Annotated in this window: 5 protein-coding genes; 3 read left to right on the top strand and 2 right to left on the bottom strand. The window is 40.1% G+C overall.

The genetic code is table 11. The features are described from left to right. Window positions 1-698: 698 nt before the first annotated feature. Entirely contained in the window at window positions 699-2477 is a 1779-nt protein-coding gene (locus ADICYQ_RS13945) for a RagB/SusD family nutrient uptake outer membrane protein (protein ID WP_020891538.1), read from the bottom strand. 12 nt (window positions 2478-2489) lie between these two features. Further along, the gene (locus ADICYQ_RS13950; RefSeq protein WP_020891539.1) at window positions 2490-5639 is read right to left on the bottom strand and encodes a SusC/RagA family TonB-linked outer membrane protein; all 3150 of its coding nucleotides are present in this window, start codon (window positions 5637-5639) and stop codon (window positions 2490-2492) included. Window positions 5640-6269: 630 nt separating this feature from the next. Between ADICYQ_RS13950 and ADICYQ_RS13955 the strand changes: the two genes are divergently transcribed. The 3 genes from ADICYQ_RS13955 (at window position 6270) to ADICYQ_RS13965 (ending at window position 13038) form a co-directional block, all read left to right on the top strand. Continuing rightward, window positions 6270-8879 carry an alkaline phosphatase D family protein gene (locus ADICYQ_RS13955; protein WP_020891540.1) on the top strand — a complete coding sequence of 870 codons (2610 nt, stop codon included), beginning with the start codon at window positions 6270-6272 and terminating at the stop codon, window positions 8877-8879. Between the two features lie 74 nt (window positions 8880-8953). Continuing rightward, entirely contained in the window at window positions 8954-10489 is a 1536-nt protein-coding gene (locus tag ADICYQ_RS13960) for an arylsulfatase (RefSeq protein ID WP_040416328.1), read from the top strand. A gap of 263 nt (window positions 10490-10752) precedes the next feature. Then, a complete protein-coding gene (locus ADICYQ_RS13965) occupies window positions 10753-13038 on the top strand; it encodes a PSD1 and planctomycete cytochrome C domain-containing protein (protein ID WP_040416330.1) in 2286 nt (761 codons plus the stop codon). The last annotated feature ends 6 nt before the right edge of the window (window positions 13039-13044 follow it).

The raw sequence follows: 13044 nt of genomic DNA on the forward strand, positions 1-13044 counted from the left end.
ATCCTATAAATAGTAAGAACTGAATTATGAAAGGCGTTTTCATGATGGTTGTATTTTGAGTGGTTGTTTTGCTTTCAATCTATTGATACATAGTTGAATGAAGCTTACTAAATATAGCCCTAAATGCTGGATTTTCCTTTTTTTGGGAAAATAGGGCTGATTGTCCCCATTGTATCGCTTTATTTTTCAAAAAAAAATAGGTAAAAAATTATCAATTCCAGTTAATTAATAATTCCCTTTAGGTATAGTTTTTTTACTCTTTTCCAAAATGTTTTTGAGAAGGCTTTACTTTTCTGAGGAAAAAATCAAATAGGATTCGGCCAGGTACAATCAAATCACCATTACTGGAGACATTGAGATTGAAATAGATTATTTTTTGCACTTTACAATACAAATTGAAAATTTATTTATTGGTCAATTTTTTAGGTTTGAAACCTAATTCCTTGTCGCAGTATTTATTTTTAGAAACTTTTAAGGGTTAATGCAAAGTAGACCCTTTCTGGAGTTTGGGCAAAAACATGGATTTGATATGGATCAAATTTTCGCAATTCGGTTTCAAAATTTACCCAGGTAGACACATAAATTAGGAGTCAAGAGAAATAAGTGATGACAATTACCTTATTTTTGAACTAAAAAAGCGGGTATTGAAATCATTTTGATTTCAATACCCGCTATAATTCCTGAAATTATTTACTTCGTTATTCTACAATAGTTTGTAAAGGTGGAACATTTGCTTCAGCACCTTGATAGCCTTTATTCTGGTTGATTTTACCTTGTGTATTTGCCGTAATGACACTTTGTGGTATCGCCCAATAGATATTGTAAGATTGTATTTTTGGGGATTGGCCTCTCCACCAGGTGCCTTCCGGGGTTTGATAGATGTCATTGTAAGCCATCACTCGGTCATACCACCAGCTTTTAGTGCTTAAATTGTCCAAAGAATACCCATTTAGGTTATTGGAAGCCATAATATTGGAAACCCTAACCATTTCAGAGTGTCTGGTTTCTTCTGTATACAATTCTCTGGCACGCTCATCAAATATAAAATCTATGTTCACATCGGCAGCAGTGATAAGTGGAGCCATAGCTCTGGCTCTTACTATGTTTAAATCATTTGCAGCATCTGTGAACTGATTTTTCCAATAGTAGGCTTCAGCTCTTAGCAGGTGAATACCTGCAAGACGATAGACATATGCATCCCCATTGCCACCTCCCCAAGTACTTTCTTCTTGATTGGAAGCATTGTAAGTTAAATATTGAGGCCAAGAAAACCATCGTATTGTGGTATCACTAGTATTTGGCCATAATTGACGTATTGGTTCGTTAAGATTAGGTGAGCCGGGACGATTGTAACGTATTTCAGACATTTCTACCCAGTTGATGTCCGCTCTTCTTAAGTCGGGAGTATTATCCCAGGTATAATTATTGTCTTCCCATAAATTAAATTGATAAAAATTGGAAGCAGTAATTATTCCCTGACCTCTCATTAGTGTGTCCATTAAGTCAGAAGGGTAAACAATACCTCTGGTACCTGATTCATCAGGTACATCCCAGTAGTGTGGCATGAAATTACCTGCCAGACTCTGATTAATACGAGCACCATCCGGAGCTTCCCATCGATCTACCAATCCTAGGATTGTTTCAGTATTTTGAGAAAGGTTAATGTTTTCATGTCTATGGAGATCCCAGATTACATTTCTGAAGGAATCATCTGCCATGCTTCCAAAACGATCTTCCATCAACGCATAGGGTCCATTGATTACATCTGTTGCTGAAGCTATTGCTTTGTCAAATTCAGAATTTGCCAAATAAATTTTAGTCAATAGGTAATTCCCCGCCCCTTTGGTAGGGACCCTCGGAGCCGCCGTTTGGGGCATGTGGGCCACTGCCCATTCCATGTCTTCCTGAATTTTTTCTAAAATGGCCCATCTAGAATGGGTGTTAAAATCCAGCTTGGCACCAGTGAGTTCAACACCTATAAAAGGCACATCTCCATAAGAATGTACGAGCCTGTAGTACCAATACGCCCTGTGCCAATAGGCCTCTGCTAACAATCTGTTCCTTACAGATTCGTCCTCCCAGCTTACTTCATCTATTCTGGAAATTAATACGTTGGCATTTTTGAGAAAGCCATAGACTTGATTGAACATTATCCCATAGGGAACACGGTCTGATGATGTAGGTGTGTTGATACTAAAATCTGGCACATAGCCAGCAATTCCCAAATCACTTGGTGCAAATTCTGCTGTAGAATAGTTAAAAAAGCCGTAGTATTCGCTTTTCAAACTTCTCCGCATTGTGACCAAAAGGGATTCAAAACCTTCCTCATTCACATATACATTTTCTGGAGCGAAAAAGGAGAGCGGTTCAGGCTCCAGCCATTTTTCGTCACATGAAAACAACATCGAAAAAAAGGATATCATGAATATAAATCCGATGCTTTTATTGTAGGCAATATTTTCCATAGCTAGTCGCATTGATAGTAGAGGTTATAATGATACATTTAAACCAAGAGAAATAGTCCTTGGCATCGGTGTCATGTTAGATTCAGGATCCCAACCTGGCCACTTGTCAAAGCTGTACAGATTTCTAACAGCAGCAAATACCCTTAAGGAGTTAAACTGCAACCTTTCCATCATTGGAGCAGGTAAATTGTAGGATAGGGATAAATCTTGAATCCTTACGTAAGAGGCAGGTTTGTAAATGGACAAGCCTCCGCCATATGCTGAATGTATTGGCCTTAACCTGGCATACTCATTGTTTCTGTTCTCTGGTGTCCAATAGGGCATAGGACCTCCATCGTAATTCCTTCTGTCATGAGAAAGGGTTCCCTGTAGTGCTTGGTTAAAAGGGAGTATGTGCCCAAGGCTAGCTCTTATAAATATAGATGCCGTAAAAGCCTTGTAACTAAACTCATTTCTAAATCCTAGATTATAACGGGGACTTGTGTAGCCAATAAATTGCTTGTCTACCAAATCTGAATAGACGCCATCACTGTTTACATCTTCACCTTTAAAATCTCCGGGTGATAAGTTATATTCACTAGCAGCATCAGCTTCTTCCATCTGCCAAACACCCAAGACATTGTAATTCCAAACTACATCTACAGCCTGTCCTGGAAACCATCCATTGGAAAAATCGGGCAATTCACCAGACCGGCTTTCTCCCAACAAGGTGTAGTCACCAAGGTCTCCAAAAAGAGACTTTATTTTGTTTCTATTAAAGGAAAATACAAAATCGCTGGTCCAAAGAAAATCTGATTTAGTAATATTAACCGTTCTCATAGATAACTCAAGTCCTTTATTTTCTAATTCACCTAAGTTTGCAGTAATACTATTGAATCCAGTTATTTGAGGAAGTTGTCTGTTCATTAGTAAATCCACAGTGGTACCTATATAATAATCAGCACTGATATCCACCCTGTTTTCAAATAATCCAAAGTCCAATCCGAAATTTAGAGATTGGGTCTTTTCCCAGGTCAGGTTTGGATTGGCCAAAGTTGAATTTTGAACACCAACGACTACGTTGGATCCATCATAATCCAATACTGAACTTAGCTGAGCAAGTGCTGAATAAGCACCAATATCACGGTTCCCATTCAAACCATAAGAAAGTCGGAATTTCAATCGATTAACTAACCAGTTTTCATCATAAAACCCTTCGTCAGAAATCTTCCAGGCAAAAGCAGCTGCAGGAAAAGTAGCTCTAGGATATGCTTGTCCAAAAGCAGAATACCCATCTCTACGAACAGAGGCTGTCAGGAGGTATTTGTCTTTAAAGGTATAATTTATTCTACCCATTAAAGCATCACCTGTTTGTCTGAGATCGTTGTTGTACAAGGAGGGGTTGTTACCAAATTGTAAACCATGGTACCCTAAATTCGAATTTGGAGAAAAATTTTGGTTGGACTGTTCCTCTGTCCAGCTTCTATAGCTCTCTGAATTGTATAAAAAGGTGGCATTGATATCATGCTGTCCAATGGTTTTGTTCCATGTAAGAAGGTTGTCAAGTAACCATTCAGTTGTTTTACTGGAATACCTGGTAGCCCGACCACCCGGATAGGTTTGAGAACCTGTAATGGTTTCTTCACCCCAGAAATTTTGATCTGACGTAAAGGAATACCTAGGTTGGAAAGATATCTTATAATTAATGCCGAACGGGAGCTTAACATTTCCATAGATACTTGTAAAGAAAGAATTGACTTTTTTGTTCCTACTTTGTCCATAATAATTCATCATCGGGTTATAAGCAGATGGATCATCATGTGGCCTAAGATTGATCGAGCCGTCTTCATTAAAGGGTTCTCCAAAAGGGCTAGCGATGTACATTAAACCTAGATTTGCTGGCACTGAACTTTCATCTCTTTCACTGTATTGCGAGTTGGCTCCAAATGAAAGGTATTCGTTGATTTTAAAGTCAACATTTAGTCTGGACCTAATATTGGTATGACTGTCTCCAGTAATGATCCCATCACTGTCGGTATATCCTACTGACCAGTAGTATTTGATGTCCTCGGTACCACCACGGATACTAAGGTCATAAATTTGCTTTACACCTTGAGATATGGCCATGTCATAATAATCCACAGTATGCCCTGCTAGTGCATTTTTTTGCTCAGTAGGGTACATGTTTAAGCGCTGAAGGAATTCAGTGTACGGATCAGCGTTAGCGTTGCTATTGTAGTTCAACCAATCATTTACACTAACATTATCCGGCAAATTGTTAGGGTCAGTATAAAAGTTTTCAGGAATTGATGGGTTATTTATTGCCCCTTCTCTGAAATAATCTGCTCTGAACTGTAAGTATTGATCTGAATTAAGTGGCTTACGGTCTTTGGTAGGGCTTGACACTCCTACCTGTGCAGAGAAATTAATGGTGGGTTTACCGCTTATACCTTTTTTGGTAGTGATCAGAATTACGCCATTGGCAGCTCTGGCCCCATAAACGGCTGAGGAACTAGCATCTTTTAATACATCGATAGACTCTACGTCAGTAGGGCTTATTTCAGCAATACTTCCGTTATAAATTACTCCATCCAATACGATCATCGGAGAAGTGCCAGCACTTAGAGAGGTAGGACCACGAACTTCAAAACTACTTCCACCAGCTGCTGAGGGCCTTTGGTTGGCACTTAAACCAGCTATTGTTCCTGTGAGCATATCAGATATCTGGCTCATGGGTTGGTTTTTAAAGGTTTCAGCATCTATGCGGGAAACAGATCCTGTCAGGTCACTTTTCTTGGCCGTACCGTATCCTATTACGACTACTTCATCCAAATCAGCAGCATTGGCAACTAAGCCAATGTTAATCTCACTTCGATTCTCAAGTGGAACCTCTTGGGTAAGGTAACCTATAAACGAAAAGATCAATTGGGCATCTGAGTTAGGAATAGTCAAGCTAAACTGACCGTCAATATCACTTACGGTTCCCTGAGATGTTCCTTTGATAAGGATATTTACACCAGGTAGTGTTTCATTGGTGGAAGCATCTTTCACTACTCCTGATACAATTTGAGAGGCCTGAAAACCATGTCCCTGGAATGAAATAAGGGTGGTTATTAGGAACAAGAACAATAGACAAATTGGGGGATTTATACCCCGATATTTAAAAGGAGGAATCAAAAATAATGCCTTTGACAAGACATAATTATTTAAATAATATTGTTTTTTCATGAATAAAGAATGTAGTGGAATATTAAGATGATTTAGAAATGTAATTTATTGGTTATAATATATTTATGTAATTAATTGTAATAACATAAACCTATTCATTCAATTAAAATAGTTGAATTTAAAGTGAAATTATTTTGTAAATCAATTATTATATAGGGAATAATTTTAATGTTCACGTTACCTAAAGATTATTTAAATTTTGCGAATATTTAAAATTATATCAATTTTATATTGGTATATTAATAATAAGGGGGGTATATCAGTTATGAATGGTAATTACTCTCCTGTCACAGCTAGCTAATAAATAGCGCAGATCTGTTTATATGCGCCAAATAAGGGAATTGACCATTTAATAAAATAAATAGAAAGATTGAATTAGCCTTTAAAGGTTTATTGTTTTGTAATAAATAAAGAGGGGTTTGTTAGTAAGGAAAGAGCGGATTTGGCTTACTGTTTTTCAAATTTGCCTAAAATCCTATGACTTCGATTATTCATGGTTTATATTGTAATCTATTAATTCCAATTCGGTAAAAAGAGTTAATGACATACGCCTGAATCTGAAACTTCAATTAATCCCCAATTAGCTGACTAATTTATATGAAAAGAAGAAAAGCCATCAAATCAATCGCCTTAGGAACAGTAGGTTCATCTTTCGTTCTTACTGAAAATTGGGCTGGAACAAGGCCTATAATATCCTTTAAAAAGGGAAGTCCGCTTAAAAGCAATTGGCAAAATTGGCCTGACATGGCTTGGGTAGGTCCTGAATACTGGGGGAACCGACTTCAGGATTGGGAATTGAAAAATGGCAAAGCCGTTTGTAACCTAAGTGCTAAAAACAGAACCCTCCATAGCCTTACCCATCAATTTAGCCCGGCAGCTGATTCTTTTAAAAGTGAAGTAAAGGTAAGCTGGCTAAAGGAAGATAAAATTGGTGATTCAGCGTCGTATGTAGGGATAAGGTTAGGAGCCAGAGGGAAATTTGAAGATTACCGCTCTGCGGCAGTTTTTGGTAAAGGGCTGGATGCTGGTATCAATGGTGAGGGTTATTTATTCATTGGTGAGCAGGTGGGGACGGAGAAATTGCCCTTGGACAAAGAAATTAATCTAGTGGTGAAAGGAGAGAAAGGTGCTTTAACAATAGAAGCTTTTGTCCCTACAAGTAAGGAACTGCTAGGAGTTTTAAAGATTGAAAATTACAGCGGAAACCTTGGTGGGAATATTGCATTGGTTTCCCATTTTCCTGAAGAGGCACTTTTCGAAGCCTCCGTAGCTTTTTCGGATTGGGCTGTAACAGGGGAGAAGGTATTAGCAGCAGAAAACCAATCCTTTGGCCCCATCTGTTTTGCACATTATACCTTGCATGACGGCGTTTTGAAACTAGGTGCACAATTGGCCCCTATAGAGAAGATAGAAAAAAATACAATCAGTCTTCAGGTAAAGAAAGGCAATGAATGGACTACTTTACAAGAAGCCAAAATAGATGCTTTGGGCAGGGTAGCTCATTTTCGCATTGAGAATTGGTCCGAAGAAAGAGCAGTCCCTTACAGGGTAAAAGTGGATTTACCATTAAGAAATGGGGTCAAAAGTTTTCACTACGACGGCACAATCGCTGAGGAGCCAAAAGACAAAGACCAGGTAAAACTGGCGGTCTTTAGTTGCAATGCAGATTACGGGTTCCCTGACAATGAGGTAAGTTTAAATTCCTTGAAACATGCTCCTGATCTAGCTGTGTTTTTAGGTGATCAATTTTATGAAAGTACGGGTGGTTTTGGAATTCAAACTTCTCCATTGGAGAAATCAAGTCTTGACTACCTTCGCAAATGGTACATGTTTGGCTGGTCATATGGCGAAATTTTCAGACACATTCCTTCAGCCTTTATCCCGGATGACCATGATGTCTATCATGGGAATGTGTGGGGAGAAGCAGGGAAAGTTGCCCCAACGGATGAAGGATGGACCTATGTGGCCCAGGATCAGGGTGGCTATAAAATGCCAGCTGAATGGGTAAATATGGTGCAATTGACACAGACAGGCCACCTTCCGGATGCCTATGATCCAAGACCTGTAAAGCAGGGGATTGGCGTTTATTATACAGATTGGGTGTATGGAGGAATAAGTTTTGCCATACTTGAAGACAGAAAGTTTAAATCTGCACCAAAAAATGTATTGCCTGAAGAAGCTAAGGTTACCAATGGCTTTATTCAAAACCGGGAGTTTGATATCAAAGAATATTATGACATTGAGGCAAACCTGCTTGGAGAGCGGCAGCTGAAATTCTTAAATCAATGGTCAACAGACTGGAGCAAGGGGGCAGAAATGAAAGCAGTTTTGTCGCAGACAAATTTTTGTACGGTTGCCACCCTTCCTGAAGGAAGTATTATCGATAGTATCGTCCCCAAATTACCCATTCCTGAATTGGGTGAATATGTATCTGGTGATGCACCTACTTCCGATATGGACTCCAATGGATGGCCACAAAAAGGAAGAGATGAAGCGCTTAGAATAATAAGAAAAGCCTTTGCATTGCACATTGCCGGCGACCAACATTTGGCAACAGTCGTGCAATACGGTGTGGATGAATTTAAGGATGCTGGCTATGCTTTTGCTGGTCCGGCATTGAACAATCTATTCCCAAGACGTTGGTGGCCTACCTTACCTTCAGACCATAAACCTCTACCCGGTAAGCCAAAATATACGGGAGATTTTAATGATGGATTTGGCAATAAGGTGACCGTTCATGCGGTGGCTAATCCCCGTAAAACGGGGGTTAAACCAGCATTGGTTCATGACCGGGCAACGGGTTATGGAATAGTGACCTTTGATAAAAAAGGAAAGAAAATGACCATGGAATGTTGGCCAAGATATGTGGATCCAAAAGCCAATCCAAATGGACAGTATGAAGGTTGGCCTATAACGGTTTCCCAAAAGGAAAATTATGCAAGAAACGCTACAGGTACCCTTCCTCCTTTGGATTTGAGCAATTGTAATAAACCTATAGTCGCTGTGATTAATGAGCAATCAGGAGAATTGGTGTATTCTCTCAGAGTTAATGAAAAGATTTTCCGACCTGAAGTTTTCCAGGAGGGTAGCTACCTCGTAAAAATTACAGATGACAAAACAGGCAATTACATGGTTTATAACCATTTGACAACTTCTTCTGATCAATTGGCCTTGCTTAAGGTAGATCTAGAATCAACAAAAGCGTAAAACAGTTAGTTTTGAATGGGTAATACCCTGTTCAAGCCTATAAATATAGATTACCTCAAGCTTATCAATGTAAAATGAAAAAGAGTTTATTATTTTCAATACCTGTACTAATGTTCTTAGTGGCTGCCTGCCAACAAGAAAAACAGGAAGTGGTTCCGCCCAATATTATTTATATTCTAGCTGACGATTTAGGCTATGGAGATTTAGGTTGTTATGGGCAGGAAAAAATTGAAACACCACATATTGATGCTTTGGCAGCATCTGGGATGATGTTCACCCAGCATTATTCAGGAGCGCCAGTTTGTGCACCAGCAAGGGCGGTATTGCTCACGGGACAGCATTCAGGGCATTCTCAGGTAAGGGGCAATGATGAGTGGGCTAGTAGAGGTGATGTTTGGGATTATTATGCCATGTTAGCAGACTCTACCTTGGAAGGGCAAAGGCCTATTGCCACTGGTACGGTTACGATTGGATCCATGCTGCAGGGAGCTGGTTACACTACAGCAGTGGTTGGAAAATGGGGATTAGGCGCCCCACATACAGAAGGTGTTCCCAACCAACAAGGCTTTGATTATTTCTTTGGTTATAACTGTCAAAGGCAAGCCCACACCCTGTATCCTGTTCACCTTTGGGAAAATGACCACAGGGTTTACTTTAATAATGATACCATTGCTCCTAATAAAAAACTCGCCGAAGGAGCTGATCCTTATGAATTAGAAAGTTACAGTGACTATTTTCTTACCGATTATGCGCCTGAGGTAATGTTCGATAGGATTACCAATTTTGTGGACGAGCAAAGCAGCGAAAAGCCTTTTTTCTTGTATTGGGCAACACCTATTCCTCATGTGCCACTTCAGGCCCCTGAAAAATGGATAGATCATTATGTGGAGAAATTTGGAGATGAAGAGCCCTATTTGGGGGAACGCTCTTATTTTCCTTCCCGTAATCCAAGAGCGACTTATGCTGCCATGGTCAGTTATATGGACGAACAAGTTGGTGAGCTTGTTGCGCAATTAAAAAGGAAAGGCCTATACGAAAACACTTTGATCATTTTCACTTCCGACAATGGCCCTACTTTCAATGGAGGTACAGATTCCCCTTGGTTCAATAGTGGAGGAAAATTTAGAGAAGAAATGGGGTATGGCAAAGGCTTTCTTTACGAAGGCGGTATTCGGGTACCCATGATAGCCTCCTGGCCAGGCAAGATCAAACAGGGTTCAGTAAGTGACCATGCATCTGTTTTTTATGATGTAATGCCCACTTTGGCTGAAGTAGCCGGGAAATCATTAGAAACTGCCACAGATGGAACCAGCTTTTATCCTACACTATTAGGGCATGGACAAGCTCATCCTGAGTTTCTTTACTGGGAATTTCCTTCCTACGGCGGGCAGATTGCAGTTAGAATGGGAGACTGGAAAGCGTTAAAACTGGATGTTCAAAAGGGTGGGTCTTCCTGGTTATTGTTTGACTTGAAAAGTGATCCTTTGGAAATGCATGATGTGGCCGAGGAAAACCCAGAGGTATTAAAGAAGGTAAATGAAATTGTAGCAAGAGAACACACAACTTCACCCAATGAAAGGTGGAGGTTTGAAGAATTGGATGGGGTTTAATTTCAATAAGGCATTCACCATCTTTTTGAACTGATTATAATAGAAAACCATTATCGACTTTATTCTAACATTGTTGGAAGGGAGAGGTAATGGTTTTTTTTAGATTGAACCCGCTGTAAGTGAATAAAAACCCATATTCAAAGGTTTTTATTTATAGCTGCAGTAGATATGTTGGCAATCTGCTTGATAACCATTAAATTAGAAATGTAATTAATGTAAACCCGGTAGGATTGAAAAATACAGCTGTTTTTTCGTCAATATTTATGGTGCTGTTCATAGTCGGAATGGCTTTGAACAGTTGTTCCAACGAGAATGTCATAAGGGAAGCCTCAATTCCTGATCAGGTAAGTTATAATTTCCATATCAGGCCCATTTTATCTGACAATTGCTTTGCCTGCCATGGCCCCGACGCCAATAAAAGAGAAGCCGGACTAAGACTGGATACTGAAGCTGGTGCTTATGCTGCGTTGAAGGAAAACCCTGATCAACATGCCATTGTCCCGGGAAATCCCAATAAGTCTCAAGTGATAAAAAGGATTTTTTCAGAGGATGCCTCCGAGAAAATGCCTCCCCCGGAATCCAATTTGACAATTACCGATTATGAAAGGAATCTGATTAAGAAATGGGTTGACCAAGGAGGGGTTTACGAAAAACATTGGGCTTTTGAGCCTCCGACAAAGAAAACCATTCCAATACCAGACAGCGATGAATGGAGCCATAACCCGATTGATGGTTTTGTTTTTGCTAAAATGGAGGACAAAGGTTTGTCTCCTAGTCAAAAAGCTGAGGAGGGGTATCTTCTAAAGCGTTTGAGTTTGGACCTTACCGGTCTTCCGCCAACCTCTGAAGAAGTAATGCTATTTGGCTCAGGTGAAAAGTCCTGGGAGGAAATGATTGATCTTTATCTTGACAAACCAGCCTACGGTGAAAAACTAGCCCTGTTATGGTTGGATATTTCCAGGTATGCAGATTCTTTTGGCTACCAGAACGACAATATTCGAACCCAATGGCCTTACCGTGATTGGGTCATTCATGCTTTTAATCAGAATTTCCCGTATGATAAGTTTTTAACCTGGCAGTTTGCTGGTGACTTACTTCCTGATCCTAATAGGGAACAAATCCTGGCTACAGCTTTCAACAGAAACCACAAGGTTACTGAAGAGGAGGGAGTCATTCATGAAGAGTACAGGATGGAATATGTTTTGGACAAAACCAATACCTTTAGCAAGGTGATCCTTGGGATGACCATGGAATGTGCCCAATGTCATGACCACAAATACGACCCGATTTCTCAAAAAGATTATTACAACCTGTATGCATTTTTCAACAATACTCCTGAAAAAGGTTTTGAAGGGGGCGCAGGATCTGCTGTGCGGGCCAAGACACCACTTATGTGGATTGATACAGATGATACAGAAGGGATTTTAGACTTCGTTAACCACTCAGACACCAGTAAGGTGGCCGTTTCCATCATGCAGGATTTCCAAGACTCTATTCGTCCTACTTTTATTTTGGATAGAGGCTTGTATGATGCGCCAAAAGGGGAACCGCTTACCGCCAATACACCAGCTATTATCAAGCCTTTTTCTAGTGAACTACAAAAGAATAGGTTAGGCCTGGTGGAATGGGCATTTGCTGATGACCACCCCTTAACTTCAAGGGTTTTTGTCAATCTAATATGGCAGGAAATATTTGGAACAGGTTTGGTGCCTTCATCTGGGGACTTTGGCATGCAAGGAAAATTACCTACCCATCCAAAGCTTTTAGATTGGCTGGCGGTTGAGTTTAGGGAAAGCGGTTGGGACATCAAGAACCTTATAAAAATGATTGTAAGCTCTGCTACCTATCAGCAATCTTCTGCTGTTACCAAAGCTGGTTTAGCGCTTGATCCAGACAATACCTACCTTTCCCGTTACCCACGGTTAAGGTTGCATGCTGAGTTGATTAGGGACATGGTACTGTCTAGTAGTGGTTTGCTAATTTCTGAAATAGGAGGTCCAAGTGTGAAACCCTATCAGCCTGAAGGTTTGTGGGAAGCCTCCAGTTCGGGGAGGGGTGAGCTCAATATTTATCGACAGGATAAGGGAGACAAACTCTATAGAAGAGGGATTTATACTTTTATAAAACTCACTTTGCCTCCTCCTTCTTTATTGCTTTTTGATGGAAGCAACCGAGACATTTGTCAGGTAAACAGAAACAGAACCAATACGCCTTTACAGGCTTTGGCCATGCTCAATGACCCTTTGGTGCTTGAGGCGTCCAGGGTACTTGCGGAGAAATTAGTGGTTGAATATGGGGATGAGAAAGCAGCAATAGATGAAGCTTTCATTCGGATTCTTGGGCGTCTTCCTAAGGATGACGAAGAAAAGGTGTTGGAAGAATTTTATGCGGAGGAGTTGGAAAGGTTTAAAATGGAACCAGTCACTGCTACAAGTACATTGTTGGTTGGAGAATCCCCAACTTCCGAGAAAGAAGCCATCAGGACAGCGGCTTTAATGCAAGTCATTGTAGCCCTTTATAATTTGGAGGAAACCATCACTAAAACCTAATCCGTT

The sequence above is a fragment of the Cyclobacterium qasimii M12-11B genome, assembly GCF_000427295.1.
Lineage (GTDB): Bacteria > Bacteroidota > Bacteroidia > Cytophagales > Cyclobacteriaceae > Cyclobacterium > Cyclobacterium qasimii.

Bases quoted from the DNA above. Each gene is read 5' to 3' on its own strand.
- ADICYQ_RS13945 (WP_020891538.1), bottom strand. From the start codon at position 2,477: ATGCGACTAGCTATGGAAAATATTGCCTACAATAAAAGCATCGGATTT.
- ADICYQ_RS13960 (WP_040416328.1), top strand. From the start codon at position 8,954: ATGAAAAAGAGTTTATTATTTTCAATACCTGTACTAATGTTCTTAGTG.
- ADICYQ_RS13965 (WP_040416330.1), top strand. From the start codon at position 10,753: ATGGTGCTGTTCATAGTCGGAATGGCTTTGAACAGTTGTTCCAACGAG.
- ADICYQ_RS13955 (WP_020891540.1), top strand. From the start codon at position 6,270: ATGAAAAGAAGAAAAGCCATCAAATCAATCGCCTTAGGAACAGTAGGT.